The sequence below is a fragment of the Halobacillus locisalis genome, from assembly GCF_013694105.1.
GTDB classification, from domain to species: Bacteria; Bacillota; Bacilli; order Bacillales; family Halobacillaceae; genus Halobacillus; species Halobacillus locisalis.
On the sequence record NZ_JACEFG010000002.1, the window covers coordinates 908,350 to 930,665 of the forward strand.

At 44.6% G+C, this 22,316-nt stretch carries 23 protein-coding genes and 1 pseudogene; 14 read left to right on the forward strand and 10 right to left on the reverse strand.

Annotated elements, in window-relative coordinates; all coding sequences use genetic code 11:
* Positions 1 to 83: 83 nt before the first annotated feature.
* On the reverse strand, positions 84 to 953 hold the full coding sequence (locus tag H0266_RS11450) for a hypothetical protein (protein ID WP_181472513.1): 870 nt from the start codon (positions 951 to 953) through the stop codon (positions 84 to 86).
* A gap of 427 nt (positions 954 to 1,380) precedes the next feature.
* Between H0266_RS11450 and H0266_RS11455 the strand changes: the two genes are divergently transcribed.
* Positions 1,381 to 3,600 carry an S-layer homology domain-containing protein gene (locus tag H0266_RS11455; protein ID WP_181472514.1) on the forward strand — a complete coding sequence of 740 codons (2,220 nt, stop codon included), beginning with the start codon at positions 1,381 to 1,383 and terminating at the stop codon, positions 3,598 to 3,600.
* A gap of 55 nt (positions 3,601 to 3,655) precedes the next feature.
* Here the strand turns inward: H0266_RS11455 and H0266_RS11460 are convergent, their stop codons facing one another.
* Positions 3,656 to 4,405 carry a sugar phosphate isomerase/epimerase family protein gene (locus tag H0266_RS11460; protein WP_181472854.1) on the reverse strand — a complete coding sequence of 250 codons (750 nt, stop codon included), beginning with the start codon at positions 4,403 to 4,405 and terminating at the stop codon, positions 3,656 to 3,658.
* Positions 4,406 to 4,604: 199 nt separating this feature from the next.
* Here H0266_RS11460 and H0266_RS11465 point away from each other — a divergent pair, with 199 nt between their 5' ends.
* The 6 genes from H0266_RS11465 to H0266_RS11490 all read left to right on the forward strand — a co-directional run bounded on the left by H0266_RS11465 (position 4,605) and on the right by H0266_RS11490 (position 12,007).
* Positions 4,605 to 4,760 (forward strand): hypothetical protein, encoded by a 156-nt coding sequence (locus tag H0266_RS11465; RefSeq protein ID WP_181472515.1) that lies wholly within the window; start codon positions 4,605 to 4,607, stop codon positions 4,758 to 4,760.
* A 188-nt stretch (positions 4,761 to 4,948) separates the two neighbouring features.
* Positions 4,949 to 5,668: a ThuA domain-containing protein gene (locus tag H0266_RS11470; RefSeq protein ID WP_181472516.1), complete on the forward strand. Its 720-nt coding sequence runs from the start codon at positions 4,949 to 4,951 to the stop codon at positions 5,666 to 5,668.
* A 15-nt stretch (positions 5,669 to 5,683) separates the two neighbouring features.
* Positions 5,684 to 6,724, forward strand: a complete 1,041-nt coding sequence (locus H0266_RS11475; RefSeq protein ID WP_181472517.1) for a Gfo/Idh/MocA family protein — start codon at positions 5,684 to 5,686, stop codon at positions 6,722 to 6,724.
* Positions 6,721 to 7,752, forward strand: a complete 1,032-nt coding sequence (locus H0266_RS11480) for a Gfo/Idh/MocA family protein (RefSeq protein ID WP_181472518.1) — start codon at positions 6,721 to 6,723, stop codon at positions 7,750 to 7,752. Before H0266_RS11475 ends, H0266_RS11480 begins: the two co-directional genes overlap by 4 nt.
* A gap of 19 nt (positions 7,753 to 7,771) precedes the next feature.
* Positions 7,772 to 8,740 (forward strand): sugar phosphate isomerase/epimerase family protein, encoded by a 969-nt coding sequence (locus tag H0266_RS11485; RefSeq protein ID WP_181472519.1) that lies wholly within the window; start codon positions 7,772 to 7,774, stop codon positions 8,738 to 8,740.
* 933 nt (positions 8,741 to 9,673) lie between these two features.
* Positions 9,674 to 12,007: an immune inhibitor A domain-containing protein gene (locus H0266_RS11490; RefSeq protein ID WP_181472855.1), complete on the forward strand. Its 2,334-nt coding sequence runs from the start codon at positions 9,674 to 9,676 to the stop codon at positions 12,005 to 12,007.
* 45 nt (positions 12,008 to 12,052) lie between these two features.
* Here H0266_RS11490 and H0266_RS11495 read toward each other — a convergent pair whose 3' ends face one another.
* Complete coding sequence (locus tag H0266_RS11495) at positions 12,053 to 13,375, reverse strand: TrkH family potassium uptake protein (protein WP_181472520.1); 1,323 nt, start codon at positions 13,373 to 13,375, stop codon at positions 12,053 to 12,055.
* A 180-nt stretch (positions 13,376 to 13,555) separates the two neighbouring features.
* Here H0266_RS11495 and H0266_RS11500 point away from each other — a divergent pair, with 180 nt between their 5' ends.
* The 3 genes from H0266_RS11500 (at position 13,556) to H0266_RS11510 (ending at position 15,298) form a co-directional block, all read left to right on the forward strand.
* Entirely contained in the window at positions 13,556 to 13,948 is a 393-nt protein-coding gene (locus H0266_RS11500) for a hypothetical protein (RefSeq protein ID WP_181472521.1), read from the forward strand.
* A 20-nt stretch (positions 13,949 to 13,968) separates the two neighbouring features.
* Positions 13,969 to 14,862, forward strand: coding sequence for an ROK family protein (locus H0266_RS11505; RefSeq protein WP_181472522.1), 894 nt, complete (start codon positions 13,969 to 13,971; stop codon positions 14,860 to 14,862).
* Positions 14,863 to 14,935: 73 nt separating this feature from the next.
* Complete coding sequence (locus tag H0266_RS11510; RefSeq protein ID WP_181472523.1) at positions 14,936 to 15,298, forward strand: hypothetical protein; 363 nt, start codon at positions 14,936 to 14,938, stop codon at positions 15,296 to 15,298.
* A gap of 53 nt (positions 15,299 to 15,351) precedes the next feature.
* Here H0266_RS11510 and H0266_RS19695 read toward each other — a convergent pair whose 3' ends face one another.
* The 3 genes and pseudogenes from H0266_RS19695 to H0266_RS11520 form a co-directional block, all read right to left on the reverse strand.
* Positions 15,352 to 15,477, reverse strand: coding sequence for a hypothetical protein (locus H0266_RS19695; RefSeq protein WP_343063284.1), 126 nt, complete (start codon positions 15,475 to 15,477; stop codon positions 15,352 to 15,354).
* A 3-nt stretch (positions 15,478 to 15,480) separates the two neighbouring features.
* Positions 15,481 to 16,071 (reverse strand): annotated as a pseudogene (locus H0266_RS11515) (DsbA family oxidoreductase); the annotation flags it as partial.
* A 70-nt stretch (positions 16,072 to 16,141) separates the two neighbouring features.
* Positions 16,142 to 16,960: a CHY zinc finger protein gene (locus tag H0266_RS11520; protein WP_181472524.1), complete on the reverse strand. Its 819-nt coding sequence runs from the start codon at positions 16,958 to 16,960 to the stop codon at positions 16,142 to 16,144.
* A 592-nt stretch (positions 16,961 to 17,552) separates the two neighbouring features.
* Here H0266_RS11520 and H0266_RS11525 point away from each other — a divergent pair.
* Together H0266_RS11525 and H0266_RS11530 are read left to right on the forward strand one after the other, a co-directional pair.
* Entirely contained in the window at positions 17,553 to 18,194 is a 642-nt protein-coding gene (locus tag H0266_RS11525) for a peptidoglycan-binding protein (protein ID WP_181472525.1), read from the forward strand.
* A gap of 111 nt (positions 18,195 to 18,305) precedes the next feature.
* Complete coding sequence (locus H0266_RS11530; RefSeq protein ID WP_181472526.1) at positions 18,306 to 19,202, forward strand: AEC family transporter; 897 nt, start codon at positions 18,306 to 18,308, stop codon at positions 19,200 to 19,202.
* Positions 19,203 to 19,242: 40 nt separating this feature from the next.
* On the opposite strand, the gene H0266_RS11535 is transcribed toward H0266_RS11530, so the two are convergent.
* Genes H0266_RS11535 through H0266_RS11545 form a run of 3 tightly spaced genes read right to left on the reverse strand, consistent with a single transcriptional unit; the run spans position 19,243 to position 20,251 of the window.
* Positions 19,243 to 19,410 carry a hypothetical protein gene (locus H0266_RS11535; protein WP_181472527.1) on the reverse strand — a complete coding sequence of 56 codons (168 nt, stop codon included), beginning with the start codon at positions 19,408 to 19,410 and terminating at the stop codon, positions 19,243 to 19,245.
* 40 nt (positions 19,411 to 19,450) lie between these two features.
* A complete protein-coding gene (locus tag H0266_RS11540) occupies positions 19,451 to 19,735 on the reverse strand; it encodes a hypothetical protein (RefSeq protein WP_181472528.1) in 285 nt (94 codons plus the stop codon).
* A 42-nt stretch (positions 19,736 to 19,777) separates the two neighbouring features.
* Positions 19,778 to 20,251 (reverse strand): sigma-70 family RNA polymerase sigma factor, encoded by a 474-nt coding sequence (locus H0266_RS11545; RefSeq protein WP_181472529.1) that lies wholly within the window; start codon positions 20,249 to 20,251, stop codon positions 19,778 to 19,780.
* 188 nt (positions 20,252 to 20,439) lie between these two features.
* On the opposite strand from H0266_RS11545, the gene H0266_RS11550 reads away from it, so the two are divergent.
* The gene (locus H0266_RS11550; RefSeq protein ID WP_181472530.1) at positions 20,440 to 20,937 is read left to right on the forward strand and encodes a sigma-70 family RNA polymerase sigma factor; all 498 of its coding nucleotides are present in this window, start codon (positions 20,440 to 20,442) and stop codon (positions 20,935 to 20,937) included.
* A gap of 125 nt (positions 20,938 to 21,062) precedes the next feature.
* Here H0266_RS11550 and H0266_RS11555 read toward each other — a convergent pair whose 3' ends face one another.
* Positions 21,063 to 21,452, reverse strand: a complete 390-nt coding sequence (locus H0266_RS11555; RefSeq protein WP_181472531.1) for a hypothetical protein — start codon at positions 21,450 to 21,452, stop codon at positions 21,063 to 21,065.
* A gap of 319 nt (positions 21,453 to 21,771) precedes the next feature.
* On the opposite strand from H0266_RS11555, the gene H0266_RS11560 reads away from it, so the two are divergent.
* Complete coding sequence (locus H0266_RS11560; protein WP_181472532.1) at positions 21,772 to 22,254, forward strand: VanZ family protein; 483 nt, start codon at positions 21,772 to 21,774, stop codon at positions 22,252 to 22,254.
* Positions 22,255 to 22,316 lie beyond the last annotated feature (62 nt).

A 22,316-nucleotide genomic window follows, 5' to 3' on the forward strand; every position in this document is an offset into this window, starting at 1 on the left:
CTTCTTATATCGGGAAATTTCTAGATTTATCAAGTCATAGCGACATGAAAAAACTCCAGACCGAGTAGGGTCTGGAGCTCTGATTAAAATTGACCGGCCACTTGACTTAAGAGGTTCGATTTTCTAGATTCCTTGGCACTCTCATATTGAGATTTGAACTCACTGGCTGCATTCTTGCTATGTCCATGTTTAGCCAGCTCGTTTTGCATTGCCCCGTAAACGCTTGAGAAAGCGGCGTCTGTTTTACTTTCTAGACGAGAAGCGGCCGCTTTGTATTTCTGATAGAAATAAGCGTACGAAATGTCTTCTCCTGATTCTTTTTTCGCTACATACTCGCTTTTAGCTTGGCCGACTAGATTACTCAAGCGTGACTGTGCTTGAGATTCCAGTGAGCTGAAGCTAGGGCGATATTTACTTTTAATCTCCGCTACAGACAATGAGTTTGATGATGTGTCATTGGACGTTGAGTCATTACTGCCTGTTGCTGAACTGTCATTACCATTACTATTGTTATTGCTGTTAGAACTGTTTGAAGAGTCCATGTTATTATTCGAAAATCCATTGCTATCGTTTGATGAATTGCCGCTTGATGAGTTGGATTCGTCTGAGCTTGAGTCATCGTTTCCACCTTCATCTGAATCCTCGTTCTCATCAGGTGTATTGGTTTCGAAAGTGGCATCATTAGAAGAGTTCGAGTTCTGAGATGATTCGTCACCGTCATTGCCGGACTTCGATGCGGTGCTCGCCTTATTTGATGATTTCTTATCGGAATCAGAGTCCTCACCTGTAGGAGCAGCATCATCAGGCAAGTCGATGTCATACTCTGTATCGGCAATTTCATCGACAGTTTCGTCCGCTGTGTCATAGTCTTTCATAGTGAATAAGTATGTAAAGTAGCCCCCTACCATAAGTAGAACAGCAAGAATTCCAAGTGCAATGTATTTCTTCTTCATTTGCCCACCTCCAAATTTTCAATTAGTTGATAGTATAGCATGGATAATTATAGAAAGAGAGAGATGAATCATACTTTAGTATGGTTCATTGTCAAAAAAGGTCATATAATGATGAATCTTAGTGTCAATTTAGCTCACTTAGGTATTATAGAGTAAAACTTAGTTCATATCTACTATCCATTGATGAAAAACGTTATACTCTCTATAAGTTAAACTTTTGTTTAACTTATAGTATGTTGAATAGAGTTTGTAATATATGCTCGAAGTTTGTCATATTATTTCCTTTATTTAATTGAATAATAGATGGGAATCGGGTATCCTTAGATTATTCTTTTTAAATTCCAAGTGATTCCTATAATGTAGTTTTTTGTACTCATCTCACTTGAGGGTTTGGAACTAAAATTTGTTGAAGAGGTGATGGTTAAGTATGAATAAGAAATTAAAGCGTGGAGTTAATGGTGCATTAGTCACAGCAATGGCCGCGACTCCGGTTTTGGCTTTTCCGGTAGATAAGGCTCATGCGGATGAAGACACAGAAAACATCTTAGATATGATGGAGAAGCTAGACGACATTAATAGTGAGCTTACCACCGAAGAGGTAGACAAGCTTGAAGACGCAAAAGACTTGTTCCGTAGAAACGTATCTTGGGAAGATTTTACTTCGTTTGTTCAAATTGAAGGTATGAGCCAAGATCAAAAGGAAGAGTTTATTGAAAATATCGTTAACATAATGAATTTCTCTTCTTATACAGATTTGCTCAACTCAGTAGAAGACTTCGAGAGTACATACAACGGTGATGGTCCTGACCAGGTTAACTTAGAAGATACACTTGATGTAACTTTTGATGAATTTCTTAAGTTTCTAGTCGGTGTTCAAAGTGGAGCATTCGAGTACATGGAAGATAATCGTGATGATGTAGCAGAAGCTGCTTTATCTAATGATGATGAAGATTATCGTTCATTACTAAATAATGCATATCGCTATTCGTTAGATAGTCTAACTTCTACTAACGAAGATATTTATGAAAAGTTAAATGACCAGGTAATCTTCGGACAAGACGGAATCATGGGGTACTACATCGACCTTATTTATGATGAAAATGACTCTGATGATACTTTTACTGACGATCAACAGGACCAAATGAAAGAAGCACAAGAGATACTTATCCAAGCTTTGCTTGAAGCAACAGCACCAGTGGACAATGGTAATGATGAAGACGATGATGATAACGACAATGGAGGAGGATCCTCTGGAGGAAATACTGGCGGTAATACAGGTGGGGATGACGGAGATAACGGACAAACAGATCCAACCGACCCGACAGATCCAACTGATCCAGAAGAACCAGGTGAAGACGGAGACGACGATCTAGTCGTAGACGTTGATCCAGAAGACGATCAAGTTCTTGTTGATGAAGAAGCCGTTGACGTTGTAGAAGAAGAAACAGCAGACGGTAAAACGCGTGTAAATGTAAACGTCGATGGGGATCGTATCCAAAAGTCTATTCAAGATCTTGATCCTGAACAAGTTCGTAAAATAACGATCAAAGTCACGAATGGTAACGATGCCAACCGTATTCCGGTTATCAACGTTCCATCTAAAGCTGTGAAAGCCATTGCTGAGAAGAACCCGAATGCGATTCTTGAAGTAGGTACAGAGGATGCTGCTTATGAGCTGCCTGTTCAAGAAATTGACTTGGCTCAGTTTGCTCAAGACCTAGGGGCAGATTCTGAAGACGATGTTGAAGTTGAAATTCAGGTGAACGTAGTCTCTGAAGACGATGCAGAGTCTACAACGGCTATTCAAAACAACAACTTACGTACAACGGCTCCAGTAATCGAGTTCACAGTGCGTGCGAAGTCTAGTAATGGCCAAGTGAAAGACGTAACGAAGTTCAAATCATACGTCAGTCGTTCCATTCAAGGTCAAAATGATTTCAATGCAACTTTCTCAACAGCTGTCCTGTTAAAGCCAGACGGTACGTTCATGCCGATTCCTACTTTGTTCAATGGTAGCTCTGCAACAATGAAGAGCCAAACGAACAGTAAATACACCATCGTAGAAAATGACGATGTATCCTTCACGGACATTGCTGATCTTTGGAACAAAGAGCAAGTTGAGAAACTAGCAGCAAAATATATCGTTCAAGGTAAAGAAGATGGCTCATTCGAACCACAATCTTCTATCCGTCGTTCTGAATTTTCTGCTCTTGTCTCCCGTAGTTTAGCACTACTAGCGGATGAAAACGCAGAGCTTCCGTTCACAGATATTCGTGAATCAAAATGGTATGCGGATCCAATCGCAGCCGTTTATGAAGCAGGAATCGTCCAAGGTCGTGAAGATAACACATTCGATCCAGATGCTGAATTGACACGTATTGAAGGTGTCTTGATGCTTGACCGTCTATTCGAATATGTAGGGTATGATAGTGCGGAACTTAACACAGATTTAAGTATCATGGACTTCGAAGATGAAGGAAGTATCCCGACATACGCACGTGACGCTGTCGAGCGTATGGTACAAGCTGGTGTCATTAATGGTCGTGGAAACGGAAACTTCGATCCATATGGCAAGCTTGACCGTGCCGCTATGGTTAAAGTATTAGATGAGTCTCTAGAATTCGTAGATTTCATCAGTGAAGACTAAGTAGAGTATAATAAAGAATCCGCTGGCCCTTGGGTCAGCGGATTTTTGGTTGCTATCATTTTAAGTTTTGTTTGATAAACTCCATACTTATTTCCAAACTTTCTAGTGGCGTCCGTCGACTTTCATCCTGTTCAACAATGAACCAGTCCACACCAATTTCTTTTCCTTTCTCCCAAACCGCTCCAATATCAACGCCACCCGTTCCTAATTCAGCAAAGAACTGATCGTCATCAACGGTCATATCTTTCAAATGAACAAGAGGGGAACGGTTGCTATAGGTTTGTAGCCATTCCACAGGATTCTCTCCCGCTTTCTGCAACCAATAAATATCAAATTCTGTTTGAAGGTGAGCGGATGACGTATCTTCAAAGATCGACTTTAAAGCCGTGCGTCCGTCAGATAGGGTTTCTAATTCAAAGTCGTGATTATGATAGCAAAGCGTCAATCCTGCTTCTTTGCAACGCTCCCCAATCTTATCTAAGTCTTGAATCAACACGTTGTAATCTTCTTCCGTACGCTCTGTTATGTAAGGGCATACAATATAGTTGCTGCCAATCACTTTCTGTTCTTCGATTACATCGTCCAAGCGATTACGTAGATCGTCTAAAGGAATATGGCTGGATGCCGATTTAAGACCGAGTTCGTCCAGCATCGTTTTTACCTCAGAAGCGGAGTGCCCTCCGAATCCGGCAAATTCAACACCGTCAAATCCCAATTCGGCTACCTTCTCAAGGGTACCTTTAAAGTCTTCAGCTGTTTCATTCCGAAGCGTATAGAGTTGTGCAGCAACAGGAATCGTTGTCATCATGATCCTCTCCTTTATTTGTATTTGCCCCATTATATAACAATTTTTACTCTTTTCGAATTCATACGCCTATGAAATTTATGATTTACGTAGTAGAAAAACCAAGAATAGTAGAGATTTAGCGCGAATTATATCGTTTTCGGTATTCGCTAATTATTGAAGAGATTCTTATAATAGAGGGGGAAAGGAGGCGGGGAACGTGAACGAAATGTTGCAACGAATCAACTGTACAGATGCGTTCTGCTGGCATTGCCGTAAGGGAGTCTCACGAGAAGAATTGATGATCATAGAAGAAATCGGGACGACGATTGCAGAACTCTGTTATGCATGTTATGAAGAAACCATGATGAATTGATAGTTTTATATTGTATAAAAAAAGAATGAATGTTACGATTTACATAATTCATGCACCGTCCTCGGTGCAGATTTTTTTAGCATCTATTGTAAACGCATTCAAAAATAAGGATAACGCAACCTTCTCTTTTTTTAATTGTTATTGAAATCGATTTCAATGAAGAAGAGATACGGAGAGGAGATTTACAGATGAACGTACTTGTATGGAATGAATTCCGACATGAACAAGAGAATGAAGTCGTCCGTGATATTTACCCTGAAGGCATCCACAGCGCGATCGCTGAGTTTCTTGAGGAAGATCACGCCACGGTGAAAACCGCGACATTGGATGAAGAGGAACATGGTCTGACTGACGAAGTATTGGCAGAGACGGACGTACTCGTATGGTGGGGACATAAAGCGCACGAAGAAGTAAGTGAAGAAGTTGCGGAAAAAGTGAAGCAACGCGTCCTGGATGGTATGGGACTTGTTGTGCTGCACTCCGCTCACTTTTCAAAACCATTCAAGAAATTGATGGGCACATCCTGCGACTTGAAGTGGCGTGAGGCGGATGATAAAGAACGCATCTGGGTCGTCGATCCGAGCCACCCGATCACAGAAGGACTCGGAGAATACATCGATATTGAAAAAGAAGAAATGTACGGCGAGCACTTCGACATTCCCACGCCGGAAGAGTTGATTTTTGTGAGCTGGTTCGAAGGCGGAGAAGTGTTCCGAAGCGGAGCTACCTTCCGTCGCGGACGCGGAAAGATTTTCTACTTCCGTCCCGGTCACGAAACGTATCCGACATATTATCATAAAGACGTCCAAAAAGTTATCAGAAATGGCGTCCAGTGGGTAAACAATAACGAAACGCCTACACCTGTTTATGGAAACGCTAATCCACTGGAAGAAATCAAAACCAAATAAAAGGAGTGGTCGATTATGTCTAAATTGAATGTTGCTGTCATTGGTTGTGGAAGTATTGCTCAACACCGTCACTTGCTAGAGTATCAGGCCAATGAACACGTCAGCATCACTGCTGTCTGTGATCTCGTAGAAGAGCGTGTCGAGAAAGTCGCTCAGAAATATAACGCAAAAGCCTATACGAGCTATGAAGAGTTGCTCGCAAAAGAAAATGTGGATCTCGTCAGTGTATGCCTTCCCAACTACCTGCACGCACCCGTATCTATCGCGGCACTGAACGCAGGCAACCACGTTTTGTGTGAAAAACCGATGGCGACATCCCGCGAAGAAGCAGAGCGTATGATTGAAGCGGCTGAAGCAAGTGGCAAAACCTTAATGATTGCGCACAATCAGCGATTTGTCCCATCTCACCAAAAAGCCAAGGAATTAATCTCAGAAGGCGCGATCGGTAAAGTCTATAGCTTCCGCACCGCTTTCGGCCACGGGGGCCCAGAAGGGTGGAGCGTAGATGGTGAGGAGAGCTGGTTCTTCAAAAAAGACGAAGCCTACATCGGTGCCATGGGCGACCTCGGCGTACATAAAGCCGACCTGCTTCGCTACATCTTAGGACAGGAATTCGTAGATGTTGCTGGATTCGTCCAAAACAACGCCAAATCAGGCATCACAGTCGATGATAATGCGGTTTGTATTTTGCGTTCAGAAAGCGGGATCGTCGGTACTATGGCAGCAAGCTGGGCGTACAACCCGAACGAAGACAATTCAACCGTCATTTACGGAGAAAAAGGAACGCTTCGTTTAGAAGATGACCCAGAATACTCCCTCGTTGCCCAGTACACGAACGGTGATGTCGTCAACTATCAGCTCGGAAAAATCCAGTCCAATGACGAAGGCGGACAAAACAACTCCCACGTCATCGACCACTTTGTCGACAGCGTCCTGAATGGTACCGAACCATTGATCACCGGAGAAGAAGGCATGAAGTCCCTTGATGTCATTTTAGGAGCGCTCCGTTCAGGCGAAACCGGCCAAATCAGCCGTCTTGAGAAGGTATCCAAATGAGTGTTCTGAAAATGGGCATCATCGGTGTGGGAGGCATCGCCCAAGCACGGCACCTCCCCGCCTTTAAACAAATGACAAACGTAGAAGTCACCGCCGTCCAGGACGTCAACGGCACGCGCGCCCAAGAAGTCGCGACTAAATTCGACGTCCCTTACGCCTTCGATAACATTCAAGACCTTTTTGAAAAAGTCGATGCTGTCACGATCTGCACGCCGAATAAGTTCCACGCGGATATCAGTGTCGCTGCCTTAGAAGCTGGCGTCCACGTCCTGTGTGAGAAACCGATGGCGATGACGACCGCCGAGTGTGAAGCGATGGTTGCGGCAGCCGAGAAGAATGACCGTCTATTATCGATTGCCTACCATTACCGTCATACTGCAGAAGGACGTCTTGCCAAAGGAGCGATGCAGGAAGTCGGCGACCCGCTCGTAACCCGCGTCCAAGCGATGCGCCAACGTAAAGTACCTGGATGGGGCGTCTTTACGAACAAAGAATTGCAAGGCGGAGGAAGCCTGATCGATTTTGGCTGCCACCTGCTCGATTTAGCTTTATGGCTATTAGACGACCCGAAACCTGTCGAAGTGATGGGGAAAACGTATGATCGTCTGAGTAAAGTACCGAATCAGGTGAATGACTGGGGCACATTTGACCATGAGACTTTCAATGTCGATGACCATGTCACAAGCTACATAACGTTTGAAGATGGTTCATCGATGCAATTCGAATGTTCCTGGGCTGCAAACATTAAGGAAGATCACACCACGTTGACCATATCCGGAGCAGATGGTGGACTAAGCGTCTATCCATTTGAAGTGTATCAACCGAAGTTCGGATCGATGATGGAGACGACCTCTCAGGTAGAAGGTGGCGAAGAAGCGGCAGGGCTCGTCCAGGCTGAAAACTTTGTGAACAGCTGCCTCGGCACAGACGAACTTGTCGTCAAACCCGAGCAAGCCCTGAAAGTCAGTCAGCTGATCGAAGCGATCTATGAAAGTAGTGAAACCGGAACAAGTGTCCGACTAAAATAACTGAATGGAGGAATCCTCAATGAAATTAGGTGTATTCGCCGTTTTATTTTCAGATAAATCGTTTGAAGAAATGTTAGACCGTGCCAAAGAAGCAGGCCTCCAGGCTGTCGAAATCGGCACAGGAGGTTATCCTGGAGATGCTCACTGTAAAGTGGATGAGCTTCTGGAAAGTGAAGAGAAACGCCAAGAATATCTGGATAAAGTTCATTCACGTGGCCTGACAATCAGTGCGTTCAGCTGTCACGGAAACCCGATTTCCCCTGACAAAGCGTTCGCACAAGAGTCTCACGACGCTTTTGTAAAATCTGTGAAGCTTGCGAGTCTCATGGATGTGCCTGTTGTTAACACATTCTCTGGTACGCCGGGAGGACATGAGAATGATACGGCGCCAAACTGGCCTGTAACACCGTGGCCACCTGAGTATTCCGATGCTTTGGAATGGCAGTGGAATGAGAAGTTGATTCCATATTGGAAAGAGCAGGGCGAATTTGCCAAAGAGCATAACGTAAAAGTCGGCCTCGAGCTGCATGCAGGCTTCCTTGTGCATACGCCTTATACGATGCTCAAGTTACGTGAAGCGACCAACGATGCCATCGGGGCCAATTTGGATCCGAGTCACTTATGGTGGCAAGGCATCGATCCAGTTGCAGCGATCAAGATTCTCGGAAACGCAGATGCGATCCATCACTTCCATGCGAAAGATACGTACATCGATCAAGAAAACGTCAATATGTACGGTCTTACAGACATGCAACCATACGGCAATGTGAAAACTCGCGCTTGGACATTCCGTTCGGTTGGGTATGGTCATGGTACGCAGGAGTGGTCGAATATCATCAGTGCGCTTCGCACCTATGGCTACGATTATGTGGTCAGCATCGAGCACGAAGACCCGATCATGTCGATCAATGAAGGATTCAACCAGGCCGTGAAGAATTTGAAATCGGTCATCATAGAAGAGCCGGCTACAGAGATGTGGTGGGCCTAAGGCAATACTCCCTCTTCATATGAAGGGGGAGTTTTTTCATAGTCTACGTGAAAGCTACTTTCGGTTCTTCCAAGATGAGAAGGGACCGGTGGCGTGGAAACGACTCCCTTTCCGCAGGAGGCGGTGAGCTTCCTCGATTGCTTCGCAATCTGCGGGATCTCACCCAGCCCTCAGATCCTGCAGGAGTGTCGCCGTTTCCACGCCACCTCACAGCAGGAGGGCTGAACCTCTAGAGATTTCTATCATCTACCCCCCCATTTCAAAGATCAGGCAGCACCCTTAAAAACTCCCTTTGCACGAAAAAGGGAGTTTTTCTATCTCGACCTTTTTGGAATAGGATGAGCTATAAAATCGTCATGAGAGCCTCTATCACAACCATTTCACCGAAAGATCACGATAGAAAAGGTTGTGATAGAGGCTCTCAAAGCTGTTTCGGTGGTGAGGGTGTTTCAAAATAGTCGTGAGGGAGAGGATCACGACCGTTTTACAACAAGTCAGCTCACGAAAAGGTAGAGACCCTGAGTGCGAACGTCGTCTATTATTACCGGTATTCACATCATCGTATTTTTACAAAAAGAGGATAACTACCTTTCAAGGGTAGTTCAATATAATCAACAAAATATGTGAAAATCCAGGACTATTCGCTATGGTTGTAGATCGTATTAGGGATTATGTCCTCTTAAAATTTACATTAGTTTACACAAAACTGTATTATTCATCTCTATTCTTGTCGAAGAAAATTATGAATATAGGAGGTTAGGCTTTTTCTCTTATTTTTCTGAAAATTAAATTATTTGCGTTGCTATATTGCAGGAATTTGATAGATTAGTAAATGTAGGATAAAAAAAGATCCAAAGGAAGGGGCTTTTTCTATTGAAGAAGACAAGCAAAATTGTAACATCCGCTTTAGCTCTGGCTCTTGCAGTCGGACCGATGAGCGCAAGTGCAAGTACTGTCAAGTCACCCAATGTCTCTCACGATCATGGTGTACATAAATCGCATATGAGCATGCCTTTCGATGCAGCGATAGCAAACGATGATCGACTCATAGAAATGTTGAAGAAGAGTGGAAAGATCGCGAGTGACGCTTCGGCTGCTGAAGCACAGGAAGTTTTAGAAGAATTTATGAAGTCGAAACAAGAGTCCGCTATGAAGAAAGCCGGCGGTGAGTTAGAAGACGAGCAAAAAGCGTCAAAAGAAAAGCTGGAAAAAGCAATGGAAAACAATAGCATAACGAACGGAAAAGGAAACAAATTAGGTCAAGCGAAGAAGGACTCACCTGATTCAGTGGAAGAAGAAGCTTACGATGGGGAGATGAGAACGGATAAAGTATTGGTTCTTTTGGTCGATTATCCGGACAAACCTCATAACTCTATGAGTTCAGACGAAACAGATATGTATTACGAAGGGGAAGATGCTTATTCTCCTGCGCATTACCAAGATATGTTGTTCGGAACGGGCGGCTGGACAGGTCCTGACGGAGAAAACTATGTATCTATGAAGCAGTACTATGAGCAACAATCAGGCGGTAGTTACTCTGTAGAAGGGGATGTGGCTGGATGGTACACAGCGAGCAAACCTGCCGCTGCTTATGGAGCTAACGACCCTCAACCTGATGGAAGCGATGTAAACGCACGTGGGCTAGTCAAGGAAGCGCTAGCGAAAGCAGCTGCTGATCCAAATGTTAACATTGCTGACTATGACCAATGGGATCGTTACGATCTAGATGGCGACGGAAATTATTTAGAAGCAGACGGCCTTGTCGACCACTTGATGGTCATTCACTCCGGTGTCGGTGAAGAAGCAGGTGGTGGATCTCTTGGATCTGACGCGATTTGGTCTCACCGCTGGAACTTAGGTGGCGTCACGCCTCTAGCAGGAACCGAAGCTACGGTACCTTACTGGGGTGGAGCGATGGCCGCTTACGACTACACGATCGAGCCCGAAGACGGAGCGGTTGGCGTCATGGCGCACGAATTCGGTCACGACCTAGGTCTTCCAGATGAATATGATACACAGTACACAGGTGCTGGAGAACCGGTTAGTTACTGGTCGATCATGTCAAGCGGAAGCTGGGCAGGGGATATTCCTGGAACGATGCCGACTGGTTTCAGTCCGTATATGAAAGAGATGCTACAAGCTTCAGCCGTCGTAGATAATAAAGGAACGGAAGGAAACTGGTTAACAGGCACGGAAATCGACCTTAAAGATGTGAATGAGAATGGTCAAGAGTTCACTCTAGATGAAGCCAATACAAAAGGAACAAACAATGATGTTGTGAAAGTGACACTTCCTGAAAAAGAAACGGTTATTGTGACTCCGGCAAGCGGAGAGTATGCGTACTTCTCTGGAAGTGCGGATGCTTTGAACAATACTCTTTCTACAACGGTTGATTTAACGAATGCTACGGATGCAAGCTTTGATTTCAAAGCGTGGTACGATATTGAAACAAACTGGGATTACGCTTATGTAACCGTAGATGGTGAGCAGATTGCTGGCGAAATTACAACGAATGAAAATCCAAACGATTCGAATCTTGGAAATGGCATTACGGGAAGCTCAGATGGGTGGATTGATGCCTCTTTCGATCTTTCTGATTATGCAGGACAAGAAGTGGAAGTAGCTATTGAATATGTGACAGACGCTTATGTTTCTAACCCTGGTTTTTATGCGGATGACCTTTCCATCGTTGTAGATGGAGAAGAAGTCCTTTTCGACGATGCTGAGGGAGAGCCGAAGTTCGGTCTAGATGGTTTCACAAAGGATGACGGTATCAAACGTTCTGACCATTACTACCTTCTTGAATGGCGTAGCCACAACGGTGTAGATGAGGGTCTTGCCAACATCCGTCGTGGCGACAGCTTGATGACATTCGATGATGGACTAGTTGTATGGTACGTTGACAAGCAGTACTCTGAAAACTGGACAGGAATCCACCCTGGTGATGGTTTCGTAGGCGTGGTCGATGCGGATCAGCACATAAACAAGTGGAGTGATGGATCCGTAGCCGCTACACGCTTCCAAGTACATGATGCTGCATTTAGCTTAGATAAATCTGAAAAAATGTACTTGGATTACAGTAACCTTTTAGGCGTTACACTGAAAGATAACTTTACAAAACGCAATCCACTATTTGATGATAGTGCCGATTACTCCAACCCTGGATTGGTTGATGCTGGACGTAATGTTCCAGAATACGGCCTCAAGTTCCGTGTGACTGGTCAAAGTGACGACGGTACAGTTGGTAAAGTCATGATTTTCAAATAAGAACCAAAAAAACCTTTCAAGCCGCGCGGCTTGAAAGGTTTTCTTTTAGCCAATAATCATCGGCTCTTTTGGATAGCGGTACGTTTCCTTGACTGCGCGTCCTCTCAGAATGAACAAATACGAGAAAATCCCAATCCGCCCAATAAACATGAGCGCGATGATGATCAGTTTTCCAGACGTGTGTAAATCCGAAGTAATCCCCATCGATAATCCAGTCGTACCGAAAGCGGAACATGCCTCGAAGATGATCGCAATCGTATCGAACTGGGGTTCAACTAGCGTCAGTAAGATGATTGCTGATCCTGTCACCATGATCGCCGTACTGATGACGATGAACGAACGGAAGATATCATCCTCAGGTATCTCTCTTCGGAAGACACGCACTCTCCTTTGGCCTCTTGCATAGGCGAAAATCGTGAGCGTTGTAATCGCGAACGTCGTGGTCCGGATGCCTCCCCCGACACTACTCGGTGAAGCTCCGATAAACATCAGTACACAAATCGTCAGCAGCGTCGGTACGGTGAACTCACTGACATCCATCGTTGCAAGACCTCCATTACGCATTGTAACCGATTGGAAAAATGCGTAGAAGAAAGATTCATGCCACGCTTTTCCTGCAAAGAAATGGTTACGGTCGAACAAATAGATGAAAATCGTACCCACGACGACGAGGCCAGCGAATGTGACAGAGGTCAACTTGGTGAACAAAGAAAACTTGAATAAGTCCTGTTGCTTTTTCGTAATATAATCCTTTACCTCAATCAAAACTGGAAAGCCGATTGCACCGAGCGTCAGTAACAAAATGTTGACCAGCTGCACAAAGTAGTCGTCCTCGAACATGACGAGCGATGTTCCGGTTATATCAAAGCCGGCATTCGTCGTAGCGCTGACCGAGGCGAATGCTCCTTGAATCAAGGCCTCTTTGAGAGTAGGGAAATATTGCGTAAAATAAATGCCTAAAATGATGGCCCCGATGATTTCAATCACGAGAATGAGGAGAAGGATTTGGCGGATCAACGTCACCATTCCTGAGAATGTGCTACGGTTCTGGTCAGTTTTAATCAGCTGTCTACGCTTCAATCCGATTTTTTGGCCTAGAAGAAGCCAAATGAATGTACCTAAGGTCATGACCCCGATTCCACCGAACTGTAGTATGAACATCAAGAAAAAATACCCCACTTCATTGAACGTATCCGCTGTTGAAACGACGGTCAGCCCCGTAACGCTGATGGCACTGACGGCTGTAAACAGGCTATCTATAAACGACAAACTCATCCCTTCGCGGTGCAGGAAAGGAAGATTCAATAATGTTGTCGATATAACAGCTGCTGATGCATAGAACAGCACGATGATTTGAAAAGGGGGCAACTAATTAAACCACCGATTCCAATCCGATCTTCTTCTCATGGAAAAACTCCTTAATCGCGTGACATGTACTTATATGGATTTTATAGCTAAGCGCTCCTCTTTACAATATCAAGAAGGAAATAAAGGGCCGTTTGGGGAATAGAGGTAAGAGGGAAACAGCTATAATAAAAGGGGTATAGGATGAAGGAAAGCATTTGGTTGATCTCAGAGTTCATCGATTTTTGGCACGACCTTCTATTAGATATATCTCGCGAGCTCGGATTAGGATTATCAGACACAGAACTACACTTCTGGATCATTGGCATCCTCGGTTTAGTGGGCCTGCTATTTGTCGATGTGCTTTTTCATGCTTTGGCAAAAGTGAGTATAACAGCGATTTCGTTCTTATTCAGCTTAGCTATTGTCATCATTTTCGTCTTTGCACTGGAAATTCAACAAAAAATCAGTGGAAGTGGAAATATGCAATTCAGTGATGCGATGGCAGGGCTGTTAGGGTTTTTAGCTTTCTGCTTGGTCTATTTCCTTATACGAGGAGTTGTAGAGATGATCAAAAGAAGGAAAGCGAATGATTAAATAGTCGGGAGGCAGTACCAATGGGATTACATATAGGAATTGATTTAGGTGGAACGAATGTAAGAGTCGCTTCCGTGTTGGAAAACGGAGAAGTAGATGAAATGATGCAGGAACCGACGGAAGCAGAGCAAGGGCCGAAGTACACGATTGAAAAAATCATTCGGATGATCGAGTCCGTCGCCGGTGACCAATCGATTGAAGGAATCGGAATCGGGGCTCCAGGACCACTTGATCCTCACAGGGGAGTGATTCTGGCTCCACCCAATTTACCAGGTTGGGACGAGGTGCCGATTGTCGACCATTTGAAGAACCATTTTCAAACCACTATAAAACTGAACAATGACGCCAACGCAGCCGCTTTAGCGGAAGCGCGTTTCGGTGGAGGGAAAGGCTACGAAAGCGTGTTTTATATTACCGTCAGTACAGGGGTCGGTGGAGGACTTGTCATCAATGGTCGCGTCTTCAACGGGGCACAAGGCTATGCAGGAGAGATCGGCAACATGATACTGAATCCGCATGGTTACCAATATAGCAATTTGAACAAAGGGGCACTAGAAAGCTACTCGAGCGGAACGGCTATGGCAGAGCGGTTCTCGGATCAATTCGGAAAATACGGAGCAGCGGAAGACGTCTTCGAACTCGTCAGTCAAGGCAACGAGAAGGCGCAGCGCATCGTTGACGAAGCAATCGATTATTTGGCGATGGGCATTGCGAACATTACCCACATCATCAATCCTGAAGTGTTTGTCATTGGTGGCGGCGTAATGAACGCAGGGGAGCTGATTTGGGTACCATTGCGAGATCGTTTAGAGGATTATGTCTATCCAGGTCTTGTCGAACACATCCATTTAGAACCTGCCGCGCTGAGCGGTGAAGCGGGTGTCATTGGGGCTGCATTGTTAACGCAACAGTAAATAGGTTTTGCTCATGGTCTCATATCCGCAACTAGACAAGCGTAGGATAGAGTAAAAACGAGAAGGTGAGCGCATGAAAAAAAGTGTAGCCGTCCTATTTTCTGTCCTATTACTCGTCGGATGTGGAGCAGAAGTATCGAATCAGCAGTTGATCGAACCATGGAAACCGAGCACAATCCAAGAATGGACCATTGTCTCGTTTTATGAAGGAAAGCAGGTAGAGAACCCCGATTCATCCCTGAAGGCGTTGCAAATATTGCTGGCCAGAAAGGGTGTGGCGGCGAAGGTGATCCATCAAGACATTGATGAGAAAGAAGGGTTCCGTGACGTGTTGCAAGTCGAAGCGGGACATGTCATCGTCATCGACCATCAAGGCATCCGCTTTAAGGCAAGCAGTGTATCTATGCTCGAAGGAATGATTTTGGAACAGTTGTAAATCTAACACAAGAAAAGCCCCAGACAAATGCTGGGGCTTTTCTTGTGTTTCTTTTATTTGTCGGTCGGTACTTCGCATCCATCTTCTGTACAAGCGGAATCATCATTTTGAGAGAATGTCTCAAATTGTGGCGTTGCTTTTTCTTCATCAAACGCTTTTTTCAACCCTTGGATGAACATTTCTTTCGGTTGTGCACCTGAAATCGCGTATTTGCGATTGATGACAAAGAACGGAACGCCTTGTACACCGATTTGATGTGCTTCACTTTCTTCTGCACGTACTTAATCCCCGTAGCTTCCTGCCGCAAGAACCTCCGTGACATCATTTTCTTCCAGTCCTGCTTCTACAGCTAGCTTCGTAATCACTTCGTGGTCGCCAAGGTCCTGCCCTTCTGTGAACACTCCTTTAAAGAAGCGTTCGGCCACAGGAAGGCCGAGGCCTTTCGATTCAGCAAATTTTGCTATGCGGTGGGAGTCGAACGTGTTCGTCGGGACCATGCGGTCGAATTGGAAATCAAGCCCTTCCATTGTAGCTTGCTCTGTCATATTAGCCGTCATCCCACGCGCCTCTTCTAATGAACGGCCATATTTAGCTGCAAGTTTTTCATGAATATTCTGCCCCGTGTTCCGTTCAGCATTCGGGTCAAGCTCGAAACTTTTGTACACCATTTCGACGCTATCTTTTTCTTCGAAATCTTTCAGGGCATCCTCTAAACGAGCCTTCCCAATATAGCAAAAAGGACAGACGAAATCTGACCAAACCTCAATTTTCATATGATTCACCTCTTCTTTAGATTACACGTCTATTGTACGCCTGGATAAAGGTGAAATCCATTAATCTGATTTATAGGAAGGTCGCCACATCTTGGATCTGTTTTACAAAATCAACGATGAAAAGTCGGACGATGAAATAGGAGATCAACATCGATACAGCCGTTGTACCGATGCTCCAGTACACGATATTCAGCGTCTTGGAGCTTCTCATACCACGATGATAAATGAAGAGGGCAGGCATAATCGCCGTAATGAAAAATAACGACAAACCCGTTGTGAATAGCGTAAGTCCCGCCGCGCCCGCTAAACCGAATCCAAGAGCAATGACATTGACGACCGTAAAGGGTAAGATCACACTTCCAAACTGTGCGACGAGCAAGCGGACGGGCAATCCTTCGCCCATCAATTTGGATGCTGTATATAAACTGAGTAACGTTGCTAGGACGAATAGTGAAATGAAGAAGAAGATGGTTGAAGTGAGGTTAAGAAAAGGGAGCGATTGTTGATAGCCGGTTTCCGTAAATAAAGTCGATAGCCCGCCCATCATGATTGTGTACAATTTGTTGGCTAGGAAGTAGAAACTCAATGCGAACGCGAACATATAAAAGATAATGGTGATCAGCCCGTACGTGAAGAATTCCTCATCCGCTCCAAATCCTTTTCCAGGACGCTTCAACAAATCTTTTACGTACTGGGAAAAAGGAGTCTTGTCCTTCTGATGTCGCTCCGCCCGTGAGCCGGTTGTTGTGTGGACAGTCGGCTCTTTCTCGATAATCTGATACGTCACCGGCTCTTCTTCATACGTGGTCAGGGCGTCATAAAAGGGTGTGCCGCAAACTGTGCAATAGTTTCCATTCTCTTGTTCGTACTGGCAATGAACACAAATCATTCGCAATCTTCCTTTCTATAAGTCTCTTAAGGTCCACTATCCAATTTGGGGAGGGTGTGGTGGGAAATAACTCGCTTTCCTGTGGGGGAACCGGCAAGCCTCCTCGGTCGTTGTCACTCCCTGTGGGGTCTTGCCTGAGTCCTTCTCCCACGGGAGTCTCGTCATTTCCCACCACCCCCATCCGAATATCTGTTTGTGGACCACTTTTATGATAAGATGACGAACTTTATATTCCCCCGAAACGTAGAGTATCGGCATTTATGCAAGGCAACGGCTTGATGACTACTATTTGAGTGTGATTTCGAGAGCAGTTTATGCAAAGGGAAGCTGGGGAAGGGGGAGGCTCCTGTGGGATCTAGCGGGACAGCTGAGACCCCGCAAGGCGAAGCCTGAGGAGGCTCAGCGCCCGCCCCACGGAAAGCGACTCGTTCCCCAGCGCCCCTTTCTCCTCACAAAAGTATCGAAATCAACTACTCTAAAATAATCCAAGCCTTTTGTATCATTGTATCGATGGACGGGGAGAATCATGCGCATCTTTTTTCCGCTACCTTTTCTACACATCTATCGATTATAGAAGTAGGGAGGCGATAGGATGATATCCAAGGAAACGTTAATCCAGAGAAGTGTGAAGAAGATGGGGAATGTGAGGGAGCCTGTCAGACGAAAGGCGGTCGAGTTGATTGAACTTTCTTATGCAGAAGGGATCTGTGTACAAATCTCATCAGGATACCGCACCTATGAGGAACAGGCGAAACTGTACGGACAAGGTAGACCGGACTACTCTTGGAACGGTGTAAAGTATGGGCGCGCAGGAAGAATCGTGACACATGCGAGACCTGGCGCGAGTGTACACAATGAGGGAAGGGCCGTCGATTTCTTTCTAGTATCCTCAGATGGAAAAACGGCTTTGTGGACAGTGAATGGTCATTGGAAGAGAGTAGCTGCGATCGCGAAGTCGCTCGGCTTCCGTTGGGGAGGGGAGTGGCGTTCTTTTCCGGATTATCCACACCTCGAATGGCCGAGAACCAACGCTTTGGTCTACCAAAGAGGAGACAAAGGTTCAGGCGTGAAAGAAGTGCAGCGCAAACTGCTCGATTATGGATATCATTTAGGAGAGCACGGTGCGGATGGAAGGTTCGGTCCTGTGACGGAAGCGGCTGTCAGACGATTTCAAGAAGACCACGCGATAGACGTTGACGGCATCGTCGGTCCCGTGACGCAGTCCTTGCTATAAAAGGATGTGACGTGGGTAATGAGATATAAAGTATTTTGGCTATGGATTCCTCTCATTATTTGATAGAATGATACAGTTATTACTGTATATTCTATGAAGGAGGAAACGTCCATGGCCATCTTTTTGCAAGTCGTACTACCTGTGATTCTCGTATTTTTAGCCGGGTATGTATTACAAAAATTCCTCCGACTTGAAATTAAATCGGTGTCGACCGTTGCCTTATATATCATGCTTCCATGTCTTGTGTTCGAGACGTTTTATGGAGCAGAGTTCGACCAGGACTATTTGATGATGGTCGTATTCTCAGCACTCTTGTTATTTGCCATCATCGGAGTGAACAAAGCAGCGGCTAAGCTTCTCCGTTACGATACGCCGACAGAGAGTGGCGCCATTCTATCCACCGCTTTTATGAATGCCGGAAATTACGGAGCTCCGATTGTTCTGTTCGCTTTCGGAGAAGAGGGGTTCGTCTATTCTGTTTCGTTCATGGTGCTTCAGCAAATCGTCATGAACTTCTTTGGCGTCTATTACGCAGCTAAAGGCGCAGCTGGTATCAGTATGGCGGTGAAGACCGTACTCAAAATGCCTCCGACTCATGCGGTCTGGATCGCATTAGTCTTCAAATATGCCGAAATCCCGGTTTCAGAGAACTTCATGTCGAGCATCCGCCTTGTAGGGGATGCGACGATTCCGACCGTGATGATTCTATTAGGGATGCAGCTTGCCAATATTACGGTGAAAAATTTAGCGTGGGACAAAATTTCGTATGCAGCGAGTGTACGTCTGATCGGTTCTCCGTTGATCGCTTGGGCTCTGACAGTGATTTTACCGATGAGTGACTTAATGGCAAGCGTGCTGATCATTTCGGCAGCGATGCCTTCTGCTGCCACGACGACGATGTATGCTGTGCAGTTCGATTCAAAACCCGAGCTTGTCTCAAGCATCACGTTGATTACGACGCTCATCAGTGTTGTCACCGTTCCGATCGTATTAACCATACTTCAATAAAAAAAGTCCCGGCGGCCGGGACTTTTTTTGATACATAGCCTTACTCGTCTTTTTTCTCTTCCTTCTTCGATTTGAAGAAAAGGTACACATTGGCAAAAACGAATACGACAGAAATGATGGATGCGACAGGTGACAGCTCCACCAAGTCGGTCAGAGAACCGACTAGAAAATATCCTAAGAAAAATAAAGCGAACAATAAATAAAACAACGAACTCTTCCTTTCCTATCAAACTGTTACCACTATACCATTATTCTGGTGGATACATAAAAAAACGATACACGGTAAATTCATTTCCTTCAACGATCTCATACGATTCGATGGTTAAGGAAGGGAAGTAAGAGCCGTCTGTCTGCTCAATCGAGAGGTTCAGCACATATTCACGGTGTTCCATGAAAGGGATGGGGAACGGGTTCACAATTTCAACCATCCACTCGTAGGCGAGTCGCTCGACAAAAGCATGCGTAAACGAAGTCGGACTATCGTCTAACCAAATTTTCTTGATCGGAAATAAAGAACGTGAAGGCTGTTGCACATGGATTCCTCCGTTCGTGTAATACTATGATTTTTCCCTTTATCAAGATAAATAAACAGCATTTTCAGAGAGTTTTTGTTTAATACGTTTCCGCGTGCGAAGAATGGTAGATACACTGACTTCTGTGGTATGGGCGATGTGTTTGACGGAGTATCCTGCGTAAGAGAGTTCAACAACTTGTTGCTCTAAGGAAGTCAATTGGTGGAAGTGGAGGATATCTGTGAGTAGAAGGCGATCATCAAGCATTTCTCCGTTTGGGGGTTGGGGTTGCTGACTCAATTGTTGAATGACTTGCTGGTGACGATGTTCATTTCTGAGGAAAGACCGCAAATGGTATTGGAGCTGGCTGGTGAAGTAAGTGGAGAACTCGGCACGTGTTCCATCATACTGGCCTAAGCATTTTTTGAAAATGACATAAGATTCTTGGAAGTGGTCATCAAAAGGTGGGGGAATGTGAAGGTTTCGGAGCGTGTAGTAAATCAACTTTTCAAGAGACTTAAAGGTTATCGTATTCATTTGTTCCTCCTTTTATTCTATTATTATCGAAGACGAATAAAAAAGGAAGTTTTTCCTAGCAAAAAATCTATTTTAGACACTAAATTTTGTTAAAAATTAAATTTTTGCCCATTTTGTGACACCAAAAACCCTTTTTCTAACGATTATAGTATGAAGGACAAAATTCAGGAAAAGGTAGGAGAGCAAAAATGGACGATTTGAGATTTGAGCAAATACTATTGGAGAATGAACGGTTGATTCATCATCACATTCGACATTTAGGCGTTCACGACTCGACAGGTGAATTTTTTGCAGAAGGACAAGTAGCCTTGTGGCAGGCCTCATTAATGTATGATGAAAAGAAGGGAAGCTTTTCGACGTTCATCAGCTGGAAGATACGGAATGCCCTGATCGATTACATACGAAAGCACTCGAGACAGAAAGAGACGGAGAAAATATACAAAGAACAACTGCCCCCACAAGATTTGTACACTACAGTGGAAAACCAGACGGAAGACTTGTACTTGTGGCAGCAGGTCAGATCCCTTTTATCCGAGAATCAGTGGAAGTGGATCCATTATTTCATCATTCACGATTATTCAGTTGAACAAATCTCAAGCATAGAGGGAGTGTCGAAGGATGCAGTTAAGAATTGGGGTCGGCATGCACGCAATAAATTGAAAGCAGAGTTGAACGTTGATCTATAATAATATTCTGAACCTCTATGTGCCTCAGAGAACGATTTCCCCTCATCAGACACACTACATGATTGACTCCATATAAGATAACAAAAAAAGCGTGTGGGTAGTCATCCCGCACGCTTTCTTATGGATTATTTCTCGATGGTCAAATTGATTTTGCTCAACCCTAGGGCTTGAGCAGCTTTGATCATCTTGGCTGCTTCTCTCTCTGCATCTTCAATAGAAATGTCGTTGCGAGAAATGCTCAACGTTGTTCCGTTTGATGCTGTTGGAGATCCCTGCTGTTCTTGTGGTTGGTTAGGTACATGCAAGTTGGCAGCCGGTGATGGAGACTTCTCTTCCATCGCCTCATACTTATGTGAGCGGTTGACGCGCCCACGGATTTTTCGGCCGTGGTAGACAACGCTTGCGTATGGGCAACCGGTCTCAGCGGAGATTTCACGATAGTTTTTATCTGTTTCTCCAATCAATCGCTTCACTTCGCTGAGGTCGTAATCGTATTGCTTACTTTTCTTCGCCATGTTCAAATCCCCTTTTTATCTCGCCTTAACACGCCATAATATCCCCGTTTCGAGGGTTTAATATAAACCGCAAAAAGGTACATATGGAGATAAAATGCCTGTAAAAGGTCTGTTTTGTTCAACTAACAATCAATAGGGAGAAGAAGCTTCCCTAACGATTGAAGCTTCACTTTTCTGGTTCTACAAACATTGTATACAAAAATGAAGTTATTTAATAGTATTAATTATTAATTTATTTTGACGATAATTTCTTTTTTGTGTATGTAATGTAAAAAAGTAGTATACTCAGCGTATAAAAGTAGTAGAAAGTGTGGATGAAATGCGTAATAAAATATTTTATATACTTGCCCCGGTATCGATTATGGGAATCATATTCATCTTTTCATCCCAACCCTACCATGAACAAGATTTGCGTCCAGCGATGAACGATCATATTCCATTGGATGTTTTGGAACCGTTAGTGGCGTCTATTGAAATTCCTTATCACAATCGCATTGTGAGTGTTGAGAGTCATGGGGTTGCAGGGATGATTGAATTCATTATTCGGAAATTCGCTCATTTTGCGGTCTTTTTCACATTGATGGTGGCAATGTACATCGCAACCACCCGTTTAGTGATGTGGTCGTTTCCGACGAGGTGGCTGACGTCATTCGTAGTGACAATTGCTTATGCGGGTTTCGATGAGTTTCATCAGTCTCTCACGCCGAATCGAACGCCTTATGTGGGGGATGTGGTGTTAGATGGTGCTGGGGCTTTGGCAGCGGGGATACTTATCTTGCTCTTTCACCGGAGGTCTTCCTAGAAGTACTGTTTTTCTTCTGGATGACGCATTTACTCTCAACGGTTTTTATAGTTAGCCTTCGT